The organism is Sedimentitalea arenosa (genome assembly GCF_016428585.1).
In the GTDB taxonomy this organism is placed as follows: domain Bacteria; phylum Pseudomonadota; class Alphaproteobacteria; order Rhodobacterales; family Rhodobacteraceae; genus Sedimentitalea; species Sedimentitalea arenosa.
The window spans coordinates 182471-204664 of sequence record NZ_JAELVR010000001.1; the positions used below are offsets into that span (position 1 = coordinate 182471).

A 22194-nucleotide genomic window follows, 5' to 3' on the forward strand; every position below is an offset into this window, starting at 1 on the left:
ATGATTACCCTGATCGTCGCACGAGCCCGCAACGGCGCCATCGGCAAGGACAACGCCATCCCGTGGGAGGCGCCCGAGGACCTGGCCTTTTTCCAGCGCGAGACGCTGGGTGGGGCCCTCATCATGGGGCGGATGACCTGGGACAGTCTTCCCTTCAAGCCGCTGCCGAGGCGGCTCAACATCGTGGTGTCCTCACGCGGGGTCGAGGCCGAGACGGTTCTGCCATCGGTGGAAGCTGCCGTGGAGCATGCCTATGCCAGCGGCTATCGGCGCGTCTACGGGATCGGTGGTACGGCGATCTTCGCCGAACTGATGCCGCGCGCCGACCGTCTGGTGGTGACCGAGGTCGATCTTGACATAGCGGACCCGCAGGCGGTGTTCCCCAGCTTCGACCCGGCGGAATGGGAGCGGGTCGGCGGCCAGCTATTGCGCGATGCGGAACCGCGCTGCGAGGCGTCGGAATACCTGCGCCGCCGTTCGGTCTAGCCGATAGCGCGACCGGCCAGCCAGCCCAGCGTGACGGCGGCCAGAAGGCCGTTGCCCGACAGATAGCCGCTGTCGCCCTTGCCCGACACACCGCAGGCCGCACCGCCGCCCGCGAAGAGGTTCGGCAGGGCGGTGCCGTCCGGTCTCAGCACCCGGCCATCGAGATCGGTGCGCAGACCTCCCTGGGTGTGAAACAACGCCCCGGTCACGTGCACACCGCAGAAGGGCGGGGCAAGCGGCGGGGGTGTGAAGCGGCGGCCAAAGCTGTCGGGCGTGCCGTCCGTTGGCAGGTTGGCGAGGGTTTCGGCCAAAGGCGCGGCGGGAAGTGACAGGGCTTCGGCCAACTCCTCCACAGTCTCGCCCTGCCGGATCGCCCCCGCAGCCTCGGCGCGCTTGAAATCCTCGAACTGGCGCGCGATGGCGGCGATGCGGGCGTCGAAGATCGCATAGGCCTCACCGCCGGGCTGGGCCAGCACCGCGCGGGCAGCCTCGGAATAGCCTTGGGATTCGTCCCAGAAGCGGCGGCCTTCGCGGTTCACCTGCACGCCGCCTTCAGTGATGACTGCCCAGGTGATCAGGATGCCATGCGGATGGGCGACATTGCCGTGGCCCTGGTAGGCACCCATATGGTTGAGCGCCGCGCCAAGCCCAGTGCCCCAGCGCATCGCCTCGCCCCGGTTGCCGTCATGGCCGAACCACAGGGCGTCGGCGATCGCGGGCATGTGCTCGGCGACCATCGCGCGGTTCCCGCCGAACCCGTTGCAGGCGAGGATCAGCCGTTCGCAGCCCACGGTCTCGGCCACGCCGTCGGGGCGGCGCAGGTCCAGCCCGCAGACCCGGTCGCTCCGGGTAAAGAGCCGCGTTGCGCGGCGGTCGCAGATGATGTCGATGCCCTCGGCCTCGCAGGCGCTGCGCAGGGCGTCGATCAATTCCTGCCCTGACCGCGACGGCAACCCGTGCATCCGGCGGCGGCTGTGGCCGGGATAGTCGAAATCATCGACCAGCGAGAAGGGCAGGCCGTGTCGTTCGGTCAGCCAGTCGACCACGGGGGCGGCGGTGCGGGCGAGCCGCGCGACCAGAGCGGGATCGTTCTCGCCCTTCGCCTTGGCCTCGATGTCGTGGGCGAACAGCTCAGGCGTGTCCTGTATCCCGGCGGCGTGCTGGGCGCGCGTGCCTGCGGCCGGAATCAGCCCGGCGGAGAGCGCGGTCGAGCCTGAAGGCACCGGGTCGGCCTCGACGACCAGAACCTGTTGCCCCGCCTCATGCGCGGCAAGAGCCGCGACCAGTCCGCACGCGCCGGCGCCGACGATCAGGGTCTGGGCTTCGAGATCGAAGCGTGGCGGCGGTGTGGCGAGCTCAGCCGCGGTCATAGGAGGCGCCCCGTGCCAGCATCTCGTCGGTGCCGATCACGCGGTTCAGCCCGGCGAAATCATGCATCCGGTCGGCGAAGGGGCGGTTGCTGCCGTGGTGATTCAGGCTGGCGTAATAGTCCTGCGCGCAGCGGGCCAATGCCCGGACGATGCCGCCGGGAAAGATCACGATGTCAAAGCCCAGCTCCTGCAGGTCGGCGGCGCTCTGCACAGGGGTCGCACCACCTTCGACCATATTGGCCAGAAGTGGTGTGCGCCCGGCGAAGTGGCGCGCGATGGCGGACAACTGTTCGGCCGATTGCGGCGCTTCGATGAACAGCACGTCGGCCCCGGCGGCGAGATATCTTTCGGCGCGGTCGATCGCGGCATCGAAACCTTCGACGGCGATGGCGTCGGTGCGTGCGATGATCAGTGTCTCGTTCGACTGGCGCGCATCGGCCATGGCTGCGAGCTTTCCGGCCATTTCGGCGGCGGGGATCAGCGACTTGTCGCCCAAGTGACCGCAGCGCTTGGGATAGGACTGGTCCTCGACCTGCAGGGCCGCGGCCCCTGCGCGCTCATAGAGCCGCATGGTGCGCTGCGCGTTGAGAGCGTTGCCGAACCCCGTGTCGGCATCGATGATGACCGGCAGGGCGGTGCGATCGGCGATCAGGTTCATCGTGTCGGCCATCTCGGTGACCGAGGTCAGACCGATATCGGGCCGCCCGAGCCGGGTGTAGGCGACGGCGGCGCCCGACAGGTAGAGCGCTTCGAACCCCGCCTGTTCGGCCAGCGTGGCGGTCAGGCCGTCATAGACGCCCGGCGCGACGAGAATCTCGCCGCGCTGCAATCTGGATTTCAGCGGCTCAGCCATGCCAGCGCCTCCTCGCAGGTCATCTGGTGGGTGACGGTGCCCAACGAGACGAGCGTCGCATCGTGCACGTCATCGCGGAAGGCGGCGCAGCCGTCGGTCAGCATCACCGTGTCGATGTCGCGCAGATGGGCGTCGCGCAGGGTCGAGGCGACCCCGCCATTCGTGACGATGCCGCCGACGATGAGCCGGTCAAGGCCGAGGGCGCGCATGATGTATTCCAGCCTGGTCTGGTAGAAGGCGGAATAGGCCACTTTTTCAACAGTGTAGTCGGCGGGTGCGAGCCTTTCGACGAGGTTGTGGCCAAAGCCGCCGGGCGCAAAATCGCCGGGGCCGAGGAACGGCCTCAGCGCCTTCAGATGCGGCGAGATGAGGGGCGCACCGGCGGGTCCCGGGACGAGGGTGAACTGGGCCGACAGGTAGGTGCCACCGCGCGCCCTGAGCGCTGCAACCAGTGGTGCGATCCGGTCGGGCAGGTCGGCGATGGCGGGGGCGGATTGCCCGGCGCGTCCATAGGCGCCTTCGGGATGGAGAAAGTCGTTCTGCAGATCGATGGTCAAAAGCGCGGTGCGCGTCAGATCCCAGGTCATCGGGTCGCTCATGGGCTCTTCTCCGCGGGGGCGATAATGGTGTTGCCGAACTTGTCGACACGCCCTTGCAGGCCGGGTTCGATCAGAACGGTCGTATCGGGTTGTTCGAGGATGGCGGGACCGTCGATCACGGTGTCGATCGGAAGGGCCAGCCGATCGTGAATCGCGGTGTCATGCCAGTGTCCGGCGAAATGCACACGGCGAGTTGCTTTTGGGATCGGCGCCGCGCCCGTGCCGGGTGCGAGGGTGGCGAGGTCGAACTTGGGCCGGATGCCGGTGACGGTGCTCCGCAGGTTCATGACCCGTCGCACGCCCTTGTCCAGAAGCCGACCGAAGGTGGCCGCATAGGCTGTGTCGAACGCCTCGGCGATTGCTTCGCGTGTCGGAGCGGAAACGGTGCCACCATTCATGTCGACCGGGATCGGCACCGAGACCGTGTGGGTCTGCCCGACATAGGCCATGTCAAGTTCGAAGCCGAGTTCGCGCGAGTCAAACCGGGTGCGCGCGGCGTCCAGCAGCGCCATGCCGCGATCGGCATGGTCCTGCATGAACCCGGTCAGCGCATCGGTGTCGAGCGTGTCGAGCAGAGCATTGAGCGTCTGCACGAAATCCTGCCGCATGTCCGCGATCACGCAGCCCATGGCGGAGGTCACACCAGGATAGCGCGGGACGATGGCCTGTGCCAGGCCGACCTCGGCCAGCATGGCGCCCGCATGCAGCGCACCGCCGCCGCCGAACGGCATGAAGGCGAAGCGTTTCGGATCGAACCCACGTTCGATGCTGACCAGACGGATCGCCCCGGCCATGCGCGAATTGGCGACCCGCAGGATCGCTTCGGCGGCGGCCAGCGTGTCCAGGCCCAATGGCGCACCTACGTGGGTGTCGATCGCGGCGGCGGCGGCCTCCACGTCCAGCCGGTCAAGCTTGCCGCCGATCGGATTGTCGGGATCGATGCGCCCCAGAACCACGTTGGCGTCGGTCACGGTGGGGCGGTCGTTACCCAGCCCATAGGCGACCGGCCCGGGATCGGAACCCGCGCTTTCCGGACCGATGTTCAACAGACCGCCCTTGTCGACCCAGGCGATTGATCCGCCACCCGCGCCGATGGTGGTGATCTCGATCATCGGGCTGCGCACGACGAGACCGAAGTCGATGGCGGTCTGCGCGCTGAGCATCGACTGCCCGCCGGCGATCAGCGAGACATCGAAGCTGGTACCGCCCATGTCGCCGGTGATGACGTTGTCGAACCCGGCGCTCTGCGCGATGTAGCCGGCGGCGATGACCCCGGCGGCGGGGCCGGACAGGGCGGTGCGAACCGGCAGTCGGCAGGCGGTATCCACGGCCATCACGCCGCCGTTGGATTGCACGATCATGAACTCGCCGTCAAAACCGCCATCCTTCAGCGCGGATTCGAGCCGGTTCAGATAACCCGAGACCTCGGGTTGCAGATAGGCGTTGAGGGCGGTGGTCGAGAAGCGTTCGAATTCGCGGATTTCGGGCAGGATCTCGTGGCTGGCCGAGACATGCGGACTGTTCCAGATCTCGCGCACGGCGGCGACGGCGGCGGCCTCGTTCTCGGGGTTGGCGTAGGCATTGGCAAAGAGGATCGCGACCGCCTTGCAGCCCTGCGCCTGGAGCTGGCGCGCGGCCGCGCGCACCGCGTCCAGATCGACGGGCGTACGGATGGTGCCGTCGGCCAGCGTGCGTTCGGGCACTTCCAGCCGGTTGCGACGGTTCACCACGGGATCGAAATCGCCGCGCAGGCCCCAGGTGCGGGGCCGGTCGCGGCGGCGCATTTCCAGCACGTCGCGCAGGCCTTGCGTACAGATCACGCCACAGGTCGCCCCCTTGCGTTCGAGCAGCGCATTGGTGCCGGCGGTGGTGCCGTGCACGACCACGGCGACCTGCGAGAGATCCTCAACCTGCTGGGCGATGCCATCCAGAAAGCCGCCCGACTGGTCCGGGCGCGTTGTCGGAACCTTGGCGACTGACGCGGTGCCGGCGGTTTCATCCAGAACGAAGACATCGGTGAAGGTGCCGCCGACATCGATGCCGATCATCAGCCTGCTCATGCGGTTTCCTTTCGCCAGGCCGGGCCGTATTGCGCGTCAGCCGCTTCGTCAGTGATCAGCCCGCGCGCCACGTCGCGCGCGATTGCGGCGGGCGCGCGGTCGGCGGCAAGGCCGTACCCGCCGCCGCCGGGTGTTTCCAGCCGCACGGCCTGGCCTTGTTTCAGGCGCAACCCGCGCATCTTGGAGACCAGCGGCGGATGCTGCCAGCCGCTGTCGGTTTCGTAGCTGAAGAGGTTCATCGCCGCATCTCCGCCCCCGGCGATGCCGTGCGGGGCGAAGCGACCGCGCTCGCCGAAGAGGAACGCCTCGGCGCCGTTTTCCTCCAGCACCTCGATTTCGTAGATCGCACCCATGCCGCCGCGATGCGCCCCCGCACCAGCGCTGTCGGGCCTCAGCGCCCAGGTGCGGAACATGACAGGATAGGCGGCCTCCAGGATCTCCATCGGCGGGATGGTGGCGGTGGAAATCGGCGCGTTGCCGTGGTTGAGCCCGTCGCTCTCGATGCTGCCACCATGACCGCCACCATAGAAACTGAACATGACCCAGGGGCGGCCATCCTTGCGTTTCCCGGCGATCGACAGGGCGTTGATCGTGCCGTACGCGTTGGCCACGACCCGCTCGGGTGCGGCCTGCGCGAAAGCACAGAACACCACGTCGATCATCCGCAGGATCGTTTCGGTATAGCCGCCGGTCGGGGCGGGAAACTCCGCCGACAGCAGCGAGCCTTCGGGCACGATGACGTCGATCGGGCGCATGACACCCGCATTGGCCGGCAGGCCGGGAAAGATGTGCTTGATCGCGACATAAGCGGTCGCCACAGTTGTCGGCCGCGCGATGTTGACGGGCCCGGCGCATTGCGGCGCGGAGCCGGTGAAGTCGAGCACCATCCGGTCATCCCTGATCTCGAGCGCGACGCGGATCGGCAACGGATCATCCGTGATCCCGTCATTGTCGAGGAAGTCCTCGGCCTCCCATCGTCCGTCCGGCAGGGCCGTCAGTTCCGACCGCATCAGCGTTTCGGCCCGCTGCCCGAGCGCATCCAGCGCGGCTTGAACCGTGTCGGCCCCGTATTCGTCGAGCAATTCGTCCATCCGCCGCACGCCGAGGTCGAGCGCGCCCAGTTGCCCGTTCAGGTCGCCCATCGCCGATTGCGGCAGGCGGGTGTTGCGCAGCAGGATGTCGATGATGTCCTGGTTGACCACGCCGGCCCGTGCCAGCCGCACGGGCGGCAGGATGAAGGCCTCCTGAAACACTTCGGTCGCGGCGGGGTTGTAGTTGCCCGGTACCGCGCCGCCGACGTCATGCCAGTGGCCGACTGAGGCGAGGTAGCAGAACAGCTTGCCGTCGCGGAAATATGGCCGCACGAGCCGCATGTCCGACAAATGCGTGCCGCCGATATGGGCGTCGTTGAAGATGAAGATATCGCCATCGGCCAGGTCGCCCTCGGCGGCGGCCTTGTCGATCACCGCCTTGACGGCAAAGCTCATCACTCCGACGAAGATCGGCAGACCCGACTTGCCCTGCACCAGCGTGTCGCCGGTGTCCGCGTGATAAAGGCCGTGGGAGGCGTCATGCGCTTCGGCGATGATCGGATTGAAGGCGGCGCGGAACAGGGTCGCGTCCATCTCGTCGGCGATCTGTTCCATGCGTCCGGCCAGGACCGACAGGGTGATCGGATCGATCTCGGTCATCCGCGCACCTCGGCGATGTCGTTCCACACGTCTTGGCGGGTGATCTTCCCGCCGGCCAACTCGAACCGGTCGATGAAGCGGATGCCGGAAAAGGCGCTGCCGTCGGGCCATTCTCCGGACAAGGTCCCACGGCAATAGACGACCGAACCGTCTGCACCTGAAACGGTATCGAACCCCTCGAAACTCTTGGTCACAAAGCGGTAGCGCGGTTTCGACCAGGCGATCAGGTCGGCCAGCTCGGTCATCGGGGCGGTGCCGGGAAAGCGCATGGTGAAACCCTCGCCCAGATGCGCCTGCGCCGCGTTCAGATCGCGCTGCTCCATGGCTGCGAGAAAGGCGCGCACCGTGTCGGTGGGGTCGGGCAGGGCCGGGGCCGGCTCACGCGGGCCGTCTCGGAAATAGCCATCGCGCGCCACCTCGTTCAGCATCACCGTCACGGCCTCGGGGGCGGCGGGTATCACACTGCGCACCGCGTTCGCGAGCCCGGTTGCGAGCCTGCGCTTTTCCTCGGCGCCGTACCCTTCCATCAGGTGCAATTCGACGATCGGCATGCCGTCCTCCCATGCTCATCTGTATTTTTTGTAATACAGATTTTGTCGCTTTGTTAAGACCTAATTTTTTCTACTGATAATACATTCTCTTGATTTTTGAAAAACCACCGATACGATTGGCCCCAAGCAGGAGGGGTAATCGCGCTTGGACAGCATCGCAGCGACACCGTTGCCCGAAGGGGCCAAGGCGCGCCGCGTCTACCTGGCGCTGCGTGACCAGATCGCCGATGGCCGGCTTGGCGACGGGGACAGCCTGCCCGGCGAGCAGCAACTGGCACAGAGCTTCGGAGTGTCGCGCGTGACCGTACGGCGGGCCTTGCAGGCGCTTGTCGAGGCTGGCCTCGTGGTGCGCCGCGCGGGCAGCGGTACGCGGGTGTCCGCTGCTGTCCAAAGCCGTCCAATGGCGATGGATTTCACGACCCTCATGCCGCAACTGGTCGAGATGGGCCAGAGCACCGCGGCGCGCCTCTTGTCGTTTGCGTATGGCGAGGCGCCCGACTTCATCGCCCGCGCCATGCGTCTGCCCGCCGGAGAGGAGGTGCAGATCGCGACCCGTGTGCGCAGTGCGGACGGCACGCCGTTCTCGCACCTGACCACCTATGTGCCGGCGGGGATCGCGCAGAACTATTCCGAGAACGATCTGGCGACGACGCCTCTCTTCAAGCTGCTCGAGCGCAGCGGCGTGCGTATCGACGCAGCGCACCAGTCGGTTTCGGCGACGCTGGCGGGTCCTGACGTGGCCGAGGCGCTGAACGTGGCGGTCGGTTCGGCGCTGCTGTCGTTGAAGCGGGTCGTACGGGACGAGACCGGTGCGGGGGTCGAATACCTGTCGGGGCTCTATCGCCCGGACATGTTCCGTCTCGAGATGCCGCTGGCTCGGGTCGGCACGGGTCCGGCTCGTCATTGGGAACCGGCCATCGGACGCACGGAGGAGGATGCCTCATGACCGCCCCGCGCACCTTGCTCGACAAGCTGTGGTCCGCTCACGAGATCCTGCGCCGCGCGGATGGAACCTCGCTCCTCTGGGTTGACCGGCACTTGGTCCACGAAGGCTCGCACCACGCCTTCGCCAAGCTGGCTGAGCGCGGCTCGGCCGTGGCCGAGCCGGGGCTGACCTTCGCGGTCGCGGATCACTATGCGCCGACGCGCGCGCGGGGGCTGGCGCAATTGCCGCAGATCGCGCGGATGATCTCGACGTTGCGCGACAACGCGGCCCGCCATGGGCTGAGACTGTTCGATCTCGACGACGCCGAACAGGGGATCGTGCACGTCATCGGTCCCGAGTTGGGCCTGACGGTGCCGGGGTTGCTGATCACCTGCGGCGACAGCCACACCTCGACCCATGGCGCACTGGGGACGCTGGCCTTTGGTATCGGCGCGACCGAGGTGGCACATGTGCTGGCGACCCAGACGATCTGGCAGACCAAACCGGCGGCGATGCGGATCACCATCGAGGGCGCACTGGGTCCAGGAGTATCGGCCAAGGACATCGCGCTGAACTGGATCGCGCGTCTCGGCACGGGCGGGGCACGCGGCCATGCGGTCGAATATTCCGGCAGCGCCGTGCGCGCCCTGTCGATGGAAGCGCGCATGACCCTCTGCAACCTTTCGATCGAGGGCGGGGCGCGCTTTGGCATGATCGCGCCCGACGAGGTGACACTTGCCTATGTCGAGGGGCGGCCTTTCGCGCCTGCGGGGGCTGATCTCGAGCGGGCACGCGACGCCTGGGCAGAGCTGCGCAGCGACGCGGACGCAGCCTTTGATCGCGAGGTGGCGCTGGATGCCGCCGAGATCGCCCCGACCGCCACATGGGGCACAAGTCCTGACCAGGCCGTTCCGGTGACGGGCACCATCCCCGATCCCGACATGTTGCCGGCCGACAAGGCCGAAACCGCGCGCGCGGCACTGGACTACATGGGGTTGCGTGCCGGGCAGCCGATCGCGGGCACCAGGGTCGACCAGGTGTTCATCGGCTCCTGCACCAACGGGCGGATCGAGGACCTGCGCGCGGCGGCTTCTGTTCTGGCCGGGCGGCGCGCGACGGTGCCGGGGATGGTCTCGCCGGGGTCGGCCCAGGTCAAGGCGCAGGCCGAGCGCGAGGGGCTCGACCGGGTTTTCGTCCAGGCGGGGCTCGACTGGGTCGCGTCGGGCTGTTCCATGTGCGTGGGCATGAATGGCGACGTGGTGGCGTCGGGCCAGCGTTGCGCGTCGTCCACAAACCGCAATTTCAGGGGCCGGCAGGGGCCGGGTGCGCGCACCCACCTGATGAGTCCGGCCATGGTCGCAGCCGCTGCCGTTGCGGGCGAGATCACCGACGTGCGCCCGTTTCTGGCCGGGAGGGCGGCGTGATGCCGGGCTGGAGCGAACACGTCGGCACCGCGGTGGCGCTGCCGCGCGACAATATCGACACCGACCAACTGATCCCGGCGCGCTTCATGTCGACGCCGCGCGCGCAGGGCTATGGCAACTTCCTGCTCCATGATCTGCGACGTGACGCGCATGACGCACTGGATGAGACATTTCCGCTAAACACTTGTCCAGACGCGTCTATTCTGGTCGCGGGCCGGAACTTCGGCAGCGGATCGTCGCGTGAGGCGGCGGTCTATGCGCTCCTCGATGCCGGCTTTCGCGTCGTGATCGCGCCAAGCTTCGGCGACATCTTCGCCGCCAACGCCGTCAACAATGGCCTGTTGCCCGCACAGGTGACGCCCGAGGTGGCGGCTGACCTTGCCGAACTGCTGGCCAGCGGGCCGCGCGAGATGACGGTGACGCTCGAGTCCCGCGAGATTCTATGTGGCGCAACGCGGGTGTCGTTCGATGTGAAGGACGGCTGGCGGACCAAGCTGATCAACGGCTGGGACGATATCGACCTGACGCTGGACCATGCCGCGCGGATCGCCGCGTTTCGCGACGACCGGCGCAGCGCTGCACCATGGGCCTGGCCCCGCCGGCCTGGTGCGCAGTACGCCAGATAAAACCGAGCCGGCGCAGGGCCGGCCCCAACAGAGGAGAGACTTGTATGAAGATGACAATGATGGGAGGGATCGCCGGAGCCGTCCTGGCGGTCGGCGCAGCCCAGGCCGAGGACACCCTGTCGGCGGTGCACGCTTTTCCCGAGAGCCTGATCTACACGAAGAGTTTCCTGTCCTTCGTCGACAAGGTGAACGAGGCGGGCGAGGGCGTGGTGCGTATCGACGTGCGCGGTGGCCCCGAGGCCATCGGCATGTTCCAGCAGCCCGACGCGGTGCGCGACGGGATCGTCGACATGGTCTATACGCCCGGGTCGTTCTACGGCGGCGCATTGCCCGAAAAGGACGCGATGGTGGCCTCCAACCTCACCGCGATCGAAACCCGTGAAAACGGCGGCATCGCGCTGATCGACCAGATCCACCAGGAGAAGATGGGGCTCAAGTACCTCGGATGGTTCGATTCCGGTGTCTGCTACAACCTCTGGACACGCGAGGAGCCGAGCTTTGACGATGCCGGCAATCTCGAGGTCGAAGGCCTGAAGCTGCGTGGCAACAACGTCTACAACGCCTTCTTCACCAACTACCTCGGCGCGCAGGTGATCGACCTGCCGACAGGCGAGGTTTACTCCGCGCTGCAGCGGGGCGTGGTGGACGCGACCGGATGGACCCAGATCGGGCTGATCGATCTCAAGTGGAACGAGTTCCTGAACTACCGGATCGAGCCCTGCTTCTTCTCCACCGACCTCGGCGTGATCGTCAATATGGAGAAGTGGAACAGCCTGTCGCCCGAGGCGCAGCAGATTCTGCAGGACGTGGCGATCCAGCACGAGAAGGACAGTGTCGAGGCGTTGCGCACCAAGCGCGACGAGGATTTCGCCGCGCTGGAGGAGGGCGGCATGAAGGTCGTCAGCCTCGAGGGCGAGGCCAAGGCGAACTACCTGGCCGCGGCACGCGAAAAGACCTGGGAGCGGATGAAAAGCCTGATGGCCGAACAGCCCGGCGGCACCGACAATTACGACCGCCTGATCGAGCTGTTCTACGATCTGGACGCGGCGAACTGAAACCGGGAACGGGCTCGTTCATGCGGACGGGCCCGACCGGGCGGGGGCAGGGACAATGAAGGCGATCAAACGGGCCTATGATGGCCTGCTCTACGGCATGGCCATCGTCGCGGGGGCGACGCTGATCTGGCTGATGGTGTCCGTCGTCGCCTCGGTCGTGATGCGCAACCTCGGCCTGCAGCCCTTTGCCTGGCTCTTCACCTCGGCGGAATACGGTCTGCTCTACATGACCATGCTGGGCGCGCCGTGGCTGGTGCGGGAAAAGGGCCACGTACATATCGAACTGGTCACATCGGCCCTGCCGGCCAACCTGCGCGCGCTGGTCAGCCGGGGCGTCGCACTGGCTTGCGTGGCGGTCTGCGTGATGCTCACCTGGAAGGGCGCCGAGCTCTGCCTCACCAACATCCAGCGGGGCGATTTCGACACCCGCGCCTATTACTTTCCGCGCTGGCTGCTGACGATCTCGTTTCCGCTCAGCTTCGGCCTGATGGCGGTGGAGTTCTGGCGTTTCGTTGTCGGCGACGAACTGATGCACACCGGACAGGCGGGGATCCACGAATAATGGAATGGTATCTGGCGCTGGCCCTTCTGGTCGGTTCGATCGTCTTCCTGATGGCCATGGGGATGCCCGTGGCGCTGGCCTTCCTCGCCGCCAACATCCTTGGCGCGTGGGTGTTCATGGGCGGCGAGCGCGGGGTGGTGCAACTGCTCAACAACGGCTTGGGGGCACTCACGAAATACGCGCTGATGCCGATCCCCCTGTTCCTGCTGATGGGGGAGATCTTCTTTCACACGGGCCTTGGCGGGCGCATGTTCAACGCCATCGACCGATTGCTGGGCCGGCTACCGGGCCGGTTGAGCTATGTCACGGTGCTGGGCGGCACGGCGTTCTCGACCCTGTCGGGATCGTCGATGGGCTCGACCGCGCTTCTGGGGTCGCTGATGGTGCCCGAAATGAAACGGCGCGGCTACAAGTCCCACATGAGCATCGGGCCGATCCTCGGCACCGGAGGGCTGGCGATCATCATCCCGCCTTCCGCCCTTGCGGTTCTGCTGGCGACGCTGGCGCAGATCGACGTGGCGGCGCTGCTGATCGCGGGTGTGATCCCCGGCCTGATCCTGGCCCTGTTCTACATCATCACGATCTGGGTCCAGACACGGATCGACCCCGGCGCGGCACCCGCCTATGACGTCACGCCGATGCCGCTGTCGGCCAAGCTGTGGTTGCTGATGCGCGAGGTGGTGCCGATGGTCGGGGTGATGGTCGTGATCGTCGTTCTGATGATCCGAGGCTTCGTCACGCCGTCCGAGGCGGCCGCCTTCGGCGCGTTGGGCGTTTTGCTGCTGGCAGCGGCCTTCCGCTGCTTGACCTGGGAGGCACTGCGGGCTTCGGTCGTGGGGGCGCTCAGGGTCACGCTGATGGCCTACCTGATCGTGTTCGGCTCGGCCACATTCAGCCAGCTCCTGGCGTTTTCTGGCGCCTCGCGCGGCTTGGTGCTATGGGCCACCTCCTTCGATCTGGCACCGCTGGCGATGCTGCTCGTCATGTTTGCGGTGCTGCTGTTGCTTGGCATGTTCATGGAGCAGATCTCAATGATGCTGCTGACCGTCCCGATCTTCTTTCCGCTGGCGATGTCGCTGGATTTCGACCTCATCTGGTTCGGGCTGATCATGCTGCTGGCGCTCGAGATCAGTTTCACGACGCCACCGTTCGGATTATTGCTCTTCGTGATGAAGGGAGTCTCGCCGCCCGGCACGACCATGCGCGAGATCTATACCTCGGCCTTTCCCTTCATTGGCTGTTCGCTGCTTCTGGTGGCGCTGCTGATCGCCTTTCCGGGACTTGCGCTCTGGTTGCCGTCGCTCTGAACGGCGGCCTCAGCCGGCCTTGTACGCGCTGAAGGCGCAGCGGTTGGAGTCGCGTCCAGAGAGCGCCAGGCGCTGGTCCGCGATGCGGCCGCGAAAGGTGGTGCGCCCGACCAGCAGGCCCCAGTTGATTTCTCCGACGAGCTGGCGGCCGTTCAGCTGCCCCGAGAAGCGTCCGTTGAACCCCTGGGACTGACGCGCCGGTCCGGAATAGCGATTGCCCCCGTCATGGCGCACGGTCAGGGCGCCGGTGATCTTGAGGCGGCCAAGCCGGCTGTTGGCGCCGCAATTGCTGGTAAAGCGCCACGTCCCGGTCATGTTGCCCGGGCCGAGCGCGATCGGTGGCGGCGGTGTCATCAGGCGCGCGTTCTCGGGCGTTTGCAACCATGCCGTCAGCGCGGGATCGGACTGACGTTGCAGGGCCGCCCTTTGGTCTGCACTCAAATAGCCTGTCGCGGGCAGTCCGGCGCTGCCCTGCCAGGCGCTGAGCGCGCCGCGGGTGCCCGGGCCGATCCTGCCGTCGATGCCGTTTGGATCGAAGCCAAGCACCAGCAGGCGTGCCTGCAACGTGCGCACCTCTTGCGGGCCAAGGTCGAGTTCGGCTTCGCTGGTCGCGTCTGCGGGCTGCGCGCCCGGTTCCGGCGGGGCGGGAAAGCTGGGCAGCAACGCGGCCCGCTCCGCCTCGCCCGGGGTGACCTGATCCGATCCTGTCGGTGCAGGGGCCTCGGCCGTCTCTGTCGGCGCGTCGGCGAGCCGTGCGTCGATCGCCGCGACGTCGAGTCCCTTGATCGGCTCGGCCAACAGGATGCGCACGGCGAGGTCGGAAGCCGGAAACTCCTCGATGATCCGGTCGAGCAGGGCACGGATGTCGCGCAGTGCCGCAAGCGACGTGTCGGGACCGGCATAGAGGGTGCGCGCTTCGGCCAGCAGGCTGTCCGCTGTCTCCTGCGCGGTCACGGGCGCGGCCGCCCAGATCGCGATCAGGCTGCACAAGCAGATCGCGCGCATGGTTCGAAAGATCCTCATCTTTGCGGTCTCCGCCCTGTGTCAGGCCCAGAGTTCGGAATTCAGCTTGACATGTCAATGTCGGGATCGGGACACTCGCACCTGATTGGATCGAAGTCATTTGCGAGGCCGCCGCATGTTTCCGGCACGTTTTCCGTTCCTTCTGGTACTGAGCCTTCTCGTCGCGACCGCCGCCGCGCGGGCCCAGGAGGCCGCCAACCTCCTGTTCGTCGATGCGATGACCGACGCCCGGACTGCCGGCGATCCGCTGCACCTGAGACGACTGCTGGACGCGGTGGCCGAGGGCTTTCCCGACACCGCGCAAGCCCGCGCCATCGCCGCGGACAGGGTGCCGGGTCTCGACCGGTCGGCGCTGCCCGCCGATCCGGCATGGCACCAACTGGTTGTGCCGGGCGGCACTATCGGTGGCTTCACCCATGGCCAGTTCCCGTCGCTTGGCGACAGAACGCATCCCGGTATAGATATCGGCGGGGGTTGCGGCCTGCCGATCGTTGCGCCGAGAGGCGGCACCGTCGTCCGGGTCGTATCGGGCGATGTCACCGATTCCGAACTGGCCGAAATGGGAATCACGCGGGATCGCAACACCAGGGACCTCGAGGAGAACACCGGCAATGCTGTCGTGCTGCGCCATCCGGGCGCCACGCCGCAGGTGCATACGATCTATCTGCACATGGCCGAGACGCCGGCGGACGAGGCCGGGCGCCGATGGGCGCCCGGGGACGCGGTCCCGGCGGGGGCGCGGCTCGGCTTGGTGGGCGAGACCGGCAAGGCCTATGGATGCCATGTCCACTTCGAAGCGCGCCGCTTCGAAGGCACCCACAAGTATTTGCATCCGACCTTTGGAAACATTTACCCGACGGGCGACGTCTCCGGCAGCGACAGCTTTGCGCAAGACTGGATCATCCCCACGACCTGGCTGCGCGAGGCGTTCGTCGCCACACATCTGGAGCAACGGGACGCGGCCTCGAAGCCACCCGCCGAGCAGACCGCGCCTTTGGCGAAGGACAGCGAGGAGACCTCCGGCTGGGGCCCCGGCCTCGTCGCAGGTGTCGAGATGGGCTACAATCCATGTGGGGCGAACAAGGACGATGATGCCTGCCTGCGGGGGCTGGGACTGTCGGACGAGGCGATCGATTTTTCTCATGCGATGGACGGTGACTACTCCGGTTTCACGATCGGCGCGTCATTCCAGGAGTTGGGACCGGTCGACTTTGCCGTCGCACAGTTCGTTGGCAATACGACCTACTACCTGCCGGTCCTGCTGAACGGGCCGCTGGGACTGCACCGTCTTGCCATGACCCGGGATCTTGCGGCGACCTTCCGCGACGACGCCAGCCGCAAGATGCTGGCGCGCTATCCGCGGGCCACCAACGTGGGCGGGGTTTCGGTCCGCGCGCACCGTCTCCTTGCGGACGGCACCCAGCGTTTCGTGATCCAGGAAACCGTCCACGACGGGTGCCGCGCCTGTCCGATCCTTGGCAGCGCGTTCAGCTTTGCCGATATCGGACCCGCGACCGGTGGCGTACTGGCGCGCCGTCCCATCGGGCTGGCGCTGGGCGATCCGGATGAAAAGCCGGATCTGACTGCGGCGCTGGTGCGCGCACAGCCCGATGTGCTGCAGGTGGCGTTGAACGCGCTGGGTTACGACGCGGGGCAAATGGACGGGTTTCCGGGTCCACAGACCCGCGGCGCGCTGATGGATTTCCAGGTCGAACACTGCCGCGTTCCGACCGGTCAGCCCGACCCCGCGACCGCCGAGACGCTGGTCCGGGCGAGCGGGTTCGACACGCCCTGCGCCGGGGCCCGGCTGCCAGACGGGATCGATGCCAACAGCCCCTTGCGCACCGGTATCTATGTCGATGACCCCGGCAAATGCGCGCTGGAGTCGCTGCCGTTCGACACCGTTCATCAGTCGCAACGTATCGTGCGCCCCGAGCCGGCAGGCATCACCTTCGGGCAGGAGGGGGGCTGCAGCACCGCCCGCACCGATATCCGTGCGGGGATCACGCTCTATCGCGGCACCTGCAACGAAGGAAACCAGACACGCGAGGCTCGGTGGCGGCTCGACGTTCTGTCGAATGACAGCTTCATCGATCTGGACATGACCGACGGCGCGCCGCGCCAGTTCACGCGCTGCGCGGATGACAGCCTGCTAAGGCAGAGCTGGGCCGCGTGGTTTCCCGAAAGCGCCGCGCCCGCGCAACTTGCCGTTGCGCAACCAGCCGAAGTCCTCCCGACCGCGGTGCCAGCCGCGTCCGCACAGATGCAGGCGGGGTGGCAGGCGTCGCCAGGGGTGGCACAGCTGTTGGCCGAGATCCGCAACACGCATCCGGCGCAGGCGTTCGAGGGATGCGAGCAGGCGCATGGGCCGATCGGACCGGAGCAACGCCAGGCCTTGCTCGCGGGCACGGTTCTGATCCTGGAGGATCGCAACGGCGCGGCGTCGACCCGTATCGTGACCAACGACCTTCTGGCGGGCGACCGCTTCTGCCTTGACGGAAACCGCGCGCGCTGTGCCGCGAACAACTACCAGCTCTATCATTGCGCCGCCGGCGCCGCGCCGTTGGTCAATGTCAGGTCCTCGCAGGTCGCCTATCGCGTGACAGACGTGCAGCCGCAGGTTCGAAATCCGTCGATCTCGGGTCGCATCGAAAGCGCGGTCTTCGGGGCTGCGGCACCGGACCTGCCTGTGGAGGGCCGCAATTGCACGCTGAACAACGGCTGGGCCGAACCCACCGCCGCCCGATGGGCCGGGCGGTGCGAGAACGGGCGCGCGACCGGTCCCGGGGTGCTGGAATGGCTCAAGGGGCCGGAAGTCATCTGGCGCACGCGGATCGGGCCGCTCTGGGACATGGCGCTCGAAGATGGCCGGTTGCGATTCGACATCGATCTGGACGCGTTCCGTTTCGAGATGGACAGCTGCGATCAGGGGCTCAGTGGCTATCGCGGTGTCGGCGTGATCGTTCCGGCGGACAAGCCGGTCACCTATTTCGAGAACAGCTGGATCGTCGAGGAGTTGCTGGGCCGCGCCGTCGCTCTGGCCCAGGCGGATTGCCCGGTGCCGAACAAGGGTGTGTCCAACATCGCGGTCTCGATCCGTTGGGCGAACGGCGAGTCCGCAGTCCGCGCCCGCAACTACGAGACCGACCGTCTGACCTGGCGGGAGTTCAAAAACACTGCGGTGCAGACCATGCAGCGCGACCTCATGCAAGCCGAGCGCAGCCGTCAACAGCGGGAGCGCGAGCAGGCGGCGCGCGCGCGGGCCGAGGTGCTGGCGGCACAGTTCAAGACTCGGCGCGATGCGCTCGAAGCTGCGGCGCGGGAGTTCCTTGCGACCGGGAACGGCGGGATGGACGAACTGGCCGTGGCGCTGGAGATCGACGAGATCGGCACGCTGGGGCGGCTGGAAGACGGTGTCACCCTGCGCCTCGGCGCCGCTGAGGGGATAGAGACGACGACCCACGATGGATCGCGGCACTACCGGGTGGCCTATGATGTGGCTTCGCCGATGGCGCGCCTGGAACAGGAATTTCGCTCGAAACAGGATTTCTCGTGGGAGAACTGGATGGCAATGACGCAGGCTGCCTCGCCGCGGCGGACCCGCATCGCCTGCCTGTTCGCCAAGGTCGCGCAGCTTCCGAAGGAGGCACGCGAGATCGAAGGACGTCTTCTGACCTTCGCGAGCGACACTCGGGCGGTGACCATCTCTCTTCTTTGCGAATAGGGCGAATGACTCGATTTGGTGCGTTGGGAAGGCTTGCCTAGCTTATAATTTCATATATACATGAAATATGGAAAAACAGATTCTTGGCCGTTTGGCCAGCCTTGGCCACGGACAGCGCTTGGCGGTGTTCCGCCTGCTGATGCGCCGCTATCCCGATGCGGTGCCGGCGGGAGAACTGGCGGCTGTGCTTGGCCTGAAGCCCAGCACGCTGTCGGCCTATGTCTCGACGCTGATGCAGGCGGGGTTGATCACGCAGCAGCGCGCCGGCACCTCGCTCAAATATGCCATCGACATGGCCGCCCTGCGGCAAACGTTCGACTACCTGCTGAATGACTGCTGCCGGGGGCGTCCCGATCTCTGTCTGTCCTCGGTCCCCCATCCTGAACATGGAGCCCACCCAATGAAGGATCGCAAATACAGGGTGCTGTTTCTCTGCACCGGCAATTCCGCGCGCTCGATCTTTGCAGAAACCCTGTTGCGCAGCTTTGCCGGAGAGCGGTTCGAGGCCCATTCCGCCGGCACCAATCCTCGTCCGGAGGTGAACCCCATCGCGCTCCAGGTGCTTCGCGGCAAAGGCCATGACATCTCGACGCTGCGCGCGAAAACCGTGGATGAGTTCCGCGACCCCGATGCGGCGGCCTTCGATTTCGTCTTTACCGTTTGCGACCAGGCCGCGAACGAAGACTGCCCTGTCTGGCACGGCCAGCCGGTGAGCGCCCATTGGGGCATGCCCGACCCGGCCAAAGCCGAGGGCACCGATGCCCAGAAAAGTCTCGCGTTCCAGGAGACATATGGCGCGCTGAAGACCCGGATCGCGGCCTTCGCGGCGCTGCCGATCGAGTCGCTTGACCGGATGTCGTTGCAGCGGGCGGTGGACGACATCGCGCGCGAGTTCAAGGGAGTGCCGTCATGACCGTATATGCGCTGAACGGATTGGGCCGGGTCGGCAAGCTGGCGTTGAAACCGCTGCTGGACCGGAACGCCCAAATCGCCTGGATCAACGACGCGGTGGGCGACACGGGAATGCACGCGCATCTTCTGGAATTCGACACCGTGCATGGCCGCTGGGATGCGGTGTTTGCCCATGACGCGGACAGCGTGACGATCGACGGGACACGGCTCCCCTTCATCGGCTCGCGCGACCTGGCCGCGCTGCCGCTTGACGGTGTGGATGTGGTCATCGACTGCACCGGGGTGTTCAAGAGCGCTGCGGCGCTTGCTCCCTATTTCGCCGCAGGGGTGAAGAAGGTCGTGGTCTCGGCCCCGGTCAAGGACGCGGAAGCCGCCAACATCGTGCAGGGCGTCAACCACGAGAGCTATGACCCGGCCCGCCACCGGATCGTGACTGCGGCCAGTTGCACGACCAACTGCCTCGCCCCCGTCGTCAAGGTCATCCACGAGGCGATCGGGATCCGGCACGGCTCGATCACCACGATCCACGACGTGACGAACACGCAGACCATCGTCGATCGTCCTGCCAAGGACCTGCGCCGCGCGCGCTCGGCGCTGAATTCGCTGATCCCCACATCGACCGGCAGCGCTACCGCGATCACGCTGATCTATCCCGAGCTTGCGGGTCGGCTGAACGGGCACGCGGTGCGCGTGCCGCTGCTGAACGCATCGCTCACCGATTGCGTCTTCGAGGTCGCGCGCGAGACCAATGCCGAGGAGGTGAACGCGCTGTTTAAGGCCGCCGCGAACGGCCCGCTGAAGGGCATTCTTGGGTACGAGACGCGCCCGCTGGTCTCGGCCGATTTCACTAACGACACCCGGTCGGCGATCGTCGACGCGCCTTCGACCATGGTCATTAACGGCACCCAGGTGAAGATCTATGCCTGGTATGACAACGAGATGGGCTATGCCCACCGGCTGGTGGACGTGGCGCTGATGGTCGGAGCCTCCGTGTGAGTGCACCTGCGCGCCCGCAGGGGCTTGGTGCCTATGTCGCGGTCACGGCGGCCTATTGGGCCTTCATGCTCACCGACGGCGCGCTCAGGATGCTGGTGCTGCTGCATTTCCACACGCTCGGCTTCTCGCCGGTCCAGTTGGCCTACCTGTTCCTGCTCTATGAAGTGGCGGGCATGGTCACGAACCTTTCAGCCGGATGGCTGGCCGCGCGGTTCGGACTGACCAGCACGCTCTATGCCGGGCTGGCGCTTCAGGTCGCCGCCCTCATCGCGCTCGCGCAGCTGGATCCTTCCTGGGCCATCGGCGTGTCGGTCGCCTTCGTGATGGCAGTGCAGGGCGTGAGCGGCGTCGCCAAGGACCTGGCCAAGATGTCGTCGAAATCGGCAGTCAAGCTGCTGGCACCGGCCGGGCAGGGCGGCCTGTTCCGCTGGGTCGCGGTGCTCACGGGGTCCAAGAACGCGGTAAAGGGGTTGGGCTTTCTGCTTGGGGCGGCGTTGCTGGCCTTGGTCGGATTCACCGGGTCCGTGATCACGATGGCGGTGATGCTGGCGCTGGTGCTGCTGGCGGTCGTGATCGCGATGCCGCCGGGCCTGCCACGCGGGCGCAAGGGTGCGAAATTCACCGAGGTCTTCTCGAAATCGGCCAATGTCAACTGGCTGGCCGCGGCGCGGGTCTTTCTGTTCGGCGCGCGCGACGTGTGGTTCGTGGTCGGTATCCCGATCTATTTCTACGCGGTGCTCTCCGACGGGACAGAGGCCGGCAACCGCGCCGCCTTTTTCACCATCGGCAGCTTCATGGCGTTCTGGATCATCCTCTACGGCGCCGTACAGGCCTTGGCCCCGCGAATTCTCGACGCCGCCGGGCGTCCCGACGAGTCCCTGATACACGCCGCTAGGCGCTGGGCGTGGCTGCTCTGCGCCGTACCTGCGGCGCTCGCCATTGCGGCGCTGATCGCGCCCGGACCTACGCCCTTGCTGACCGCCGCGCTGGTCGTGGGGCTTCTGGTCTTCGGCGCGATCTTCGCTGTGAATTCGGCGCTGCATTCCTATCTGATCCTCGCCTTTACCCGGGCGGAACGGGTCACGATGGATGTCGGCTTCTACTACATGGCCAATGCCGGGGGGCGGCTCCAGGGCACATTGTTGTCCGGTCTGACCTACCAGGTGGGCGGGTTGGCCCTGATGCTCGCCGTGTCCGCGGTGATGGTCGCGCTGAGCGCCGTGGCGGTGGGCCGGTTGCGTGCCGAGCAGAGCGCGCTGCGTGTCGCCTGACCGCCGTGCGGCCAAAATTGTGGACCGGTTCCCGAAAGTCTGTAAAGTGACCGGCATTCGAGGGATATGAATTGACAGGACGGCCATGGTGCTCACCGACCAGCAGAAGAGCTTCCTCGAACTGGCCTTCGGAGTCACCCTGAACGACCCGGCACCGTCCGTCCCGGCAGAAGTCACCGCCCAGAAATCCGAGCTGTCCGGCCTCATCACGCGGCTGAAACGCGACGATCCCGAGGCCGCTGCTGCGGCGAATGCACGGCTCGCCGACCTTGCTGCGCTGCTGGAACGCGGCGACACGGACGCGGCGCTCGAGGAGATGGACGCGCTGGAGTTGGACCTGGCGGCCAGCCTGCCACCCTCCAACGTGGCGTTCCAAAAGCTGCGCCTGCGCTGGCAGGAGGCCAAGAAGACGGCGGCAAAGGATCTGGACAAGCTGCAGAGCGACATCTTGGCGGAATATGACGATCCCGAAGCCGCGGGCAGCGCCAAGCGGCTGGACGAGGTACTGGCCGCGTTCAACGCCGGCCTGTCGGATGCGCTCGACGACATCATGAACGCCGAGCAGGGCAGCCGGCGCAGCGCCCTCTGCGCCGAGGCGGGCGGCATCGTCAGCCGCTATCTCGACTTCGTCTTCGGCTCGCCGCTGGTGGCGCATGTCGAAACCAACCCGTTTCGTGCCATCGACATCTCGGCGATTCTGGCGCAACCGCTGCAGTTGATTGAAATCGAGCTCGCCAAGCACGGAGCCTGATGCGCCGC

At 66.6% G+C, this 22194-nt stretch carries 19 protein-coding genes; 12 read left to right on the forward strand and 7 right to left on the reverse strand.

What is annotated here, in order from left to right:
• Nucleotides 1-486: a dihydrofolate reductase gene (locus JF290_RS00855; RefSeq protein ID WP_199022818.1), complete on the forward strand. Its 486-nt coding sequence runs from the start codon at nucleotides 1-3 to the stop codon at nucleotides 484-486.
• On the opposite strand, the gene JF290_RS00860 is transcribed toward JF290_RS00855, so the two are convergent.
• From JF290_RS00860 to JF290_RS00885, 6 genes are read right to left on the reverse strand one after another with little or no spacing between them, the layout of a single operon-like run.
• On the reverse strand, nucleotides 483-1856 hold the full coding sequence (locus JF290_RS00860) for an FAD-dependent oxidoreductase (RefSeq protein ID WP_199022819.1): 1374 nt from the start codon (nucleotides 1854-1856) through the stop codon (nucleotides 483-485). The genes JF290_RS00855 and JF290_RS00860 overlap by 4 nt on opposite strands.
• Nucleotides 1843-2709 carry an isocitrate lyase/PEP mutase family protein gene (locus JF290_RS00865; protein WP_199022820.1) on the reverse strand — a complete coding sequence of 289 codons (867 nt, stop codon included), beginning with the start codon at nucleotides 2707-2709 and terminating at the stop codon, nucleotides 1843-1845. Before JF290_RS00865 ends, JF290_RS00860 begins: the two co-directional genes overlap by 14 nt.
• Complete coding sequence (locus JF290_RS00870; RefSeq protein ID WP_199022821.1) at nucleotides 2694-3308, reverse strand: cysteine hydrolase family protein; 615 nt, start codon at nucleotides 3306-3308, stop codon at nucleotides 2694-2696. The genes JF290_RS00865 and JF290_RS00870 overlap by 16 nt, the downstream gene beginning before the upstream one ends.
• Nucleotides 3305-5368, reverse strand: coding sequence for a hydantoinase/oxoprolinase family protein (locus JF290_RS00875; RefSeq protein WP_199022822.1), 2064 nt, complete (start codon nucleotides 5366-5368; stop codon nucleotides 3305-3307). Before JF290_RS00875 ends, JF290_RS00870 begins: the two co-directional genes overlap by 4 nt.
• Entirely contained in the window at nucleotides 5365-7059 is a 1695-nt protein-coding gene (locus tag JF290_RS00880) for a hydantoinase B/oxoprolinase family protein (RefSeq protein ID WP_199022823.1), read from the reverse strand. The genes JF290_RS00875 and JF290_RS00880 overlap by 4 nt, the downstream gene beginning before the upstream one ends.
• Complete coding sequence (locus tag JF290_RS00885; RefSeq protein ID WP_199022824.1) at nucleotides 7056-7610, reverse strand: nuclear transport factor 2 family protein; 555 nt, start codon at nucleotides 7608-7610, stop codon at nucleotides 7056-7058. Before JF290_RS00885 ends, JF290_RS00880 begins: the two co-directional genes overlap by 4 nt.
• A gap of 145 nt (nucleotides 7611-7755) precedes the next feature.
• Here JF290_RS00885 and JF290_RS00890 point away from each other — a divergent pair, with 145 nt between their 5' ends.
• From JF290_RS00890 to JF290_RS00915, 6 genes are read left to right on the forward strand one after another with little or no spacing between them, the layout of a single operon-like run.
• Nucleotides 7756-8556 (forward strand): GntR family transcriptional regulator, encoded by an 801-nt coding sequence (locus JF290_RS00890; RefSeq protein ID WP_199022825.1) that lies wholly within the window; start codon nucleotides 7756-7758, stop codon nucleotides 8554-8556.
• Nucleotides 8553-9959 carry a 3-isopropylmalate dehydratase large subunit gene (leuC, locus tag JF290_RS00895; RefSeq protein WP_199022826.1) on the forward strand — a complete coding sequence of 469 codons (1407 nt, stop codon included), beginning with the start codon at nucleotides 8553-8555 and terminating at the stop codon, nucleotides 9957-9959. The genes JF290_RS00890 and leuC overlap by 4 nt, the downstream gene beginning before the upstream one ends.
• A complete protein-coding gene (gene leuD, locus JF290_RS00900; protein WP_199022827.1) occupies nucleotides 9959-10585 on the forward strand; it encodes a 3-isopropylmalate dehydratase small subunit in 627 nt (208 codons plus the stop codon). The genes leuC and leuD overlap by 1 nt, the downstream gene beginning before the upstream one ends.
• 44 nt (nucleotides 10586-10629) lie before the next feature.
• A complete protein-coding gene (gene dctP, locus JF290_RS00905; RefSeq protein ID WP_199022828.1) occupies nucleotides 10630-11640 on the forward strand; it encodes a TRAP transporter substrate-binding protein DctP in 1011 nt (336 codons plus the stop codon).
• A gap of 55 nt (nucleotides 11641-11695) precedes the next feature.
• Nucleotides 11696-12202, forward strand: coding sequence for a TRAP transporter small permease (locus JF290_RS00910; RefSeq protein WP_199022829.1), 507 nt, complete (start codon nucleotides 11696-11698; stop codon nucleotides 12200-12202).
• Entirely contained in the window at nucleotides 12202-13509 is a 1308-nt protein-coding gene (locus JF290_RS00915; protein ID WP_199022830.1) for a TRAP transporter large permease, read from the forward strand. The genes JF290_RS00910 and JF290_RS00915 overlap by 1 nt, the downstream gene beginning before the upstream one ends.
• A gap of 9 nt (nucleotides 13510-13518) precedes the next feature.
• Here the strand turns inward: JF290_RS00915 and JF290_RS00920 are convergent, their stop codons facing one another.
• Nucleotides 13519-14532 carry a peptidoglycan-binding domain-containing protein gene (locus tag JF290_RS00920; protein WP_199022831.1) on the reverse strand — a complete coding sequence of 338 codons (1014 nt, stop codon included), beginning with the start codon at nucleotides 14530-14532 and terminating at the stop codon, nucleotides 13519-13521.
• 115 nt (nucleotides 14533-14647) lie between these two features.
• On the opposite strand from JF290_RS00920, the gene JF290_RS00925 reads away from it, so the two are divergent.
• The 5 genes from JF290_RS00925 to JF290_RS00945 all read left to right on the forward strand — a co-directional run bounded on the left by JF290_RS00925 (nucleotide 14648) and on the right by JF290_RS00945 (nucleotide 22186).
• Nucleotides 14648-18256 carry a peptidoglycan DD-metalloendopeptidase family protein gene (locus JF290_RS00925; protein ID WP_199022832.1) on the forward strand — a complete coding sequence of 1203 codons (3609 nt, stop codon included), beginning with the start codon at nucleotides 14648-14650 and terminating at the stop codon, nucleotides 18254-18256.
• A 67-nt stretch (nucleotides 18257-18323) separates the two neighbouring features.
• Nucleotides 18324-19169 carry an arsenate reductase/protein-tyrosine-phosphatase family protein gene (locus JF290_RS00930; RefSeq protein WP_199022833.1) on the forward strand — a complete coding sequence of 282 codons (846 nt, stop codon included), beginning with the start codon at nucleotides 18324-18326 and terminating at the stop codon, nucleotides 19167-19169.
• Nucleotides 19166-20164, forward strand: a complete 999-nt coding sequence (locus tag JF290_RS00935) for an ArsJ-associated glyceraldehyde-3-phosphate dehydrogenase (protein ID WP_199022834.1) — start codon at nucleotides 19166-19168, stop codon at nucleotides 20162-20164. The genes JF290_RS00930 and JF290_RS00935 overlap by 4 nt, the downstream gene beginning before the upstream one ends.
• Nucleotides 20161-21435, forward strand: a complete 1275-nt coding sequence (arsJ, locus tag JF290_RS00940; RefSeq protein ID WP_199022835.1) for an organoarsenical effux MFS transporter ArsJ — start codon at nucleotides 20161-20163, stop codon at nucleotides 21433-21435. The genes JF290_RS00935 and arsJ overlap by 4 nt, the downstream gene beginning before the upstream one ends.
• 85 nt (nucleotides 21436-21520) lie before the next feature.
• Entirely contained in the window at nucleotides 21521-22186 is a 666-nt protein-coding gene (locus tag JF290_RS00945) for a hypothetical protein (RefSeq protein WP_199022836.1), read from the forward strand.
• Nucleotides 22187-22194: the final 8 nt, after the last annotated feature.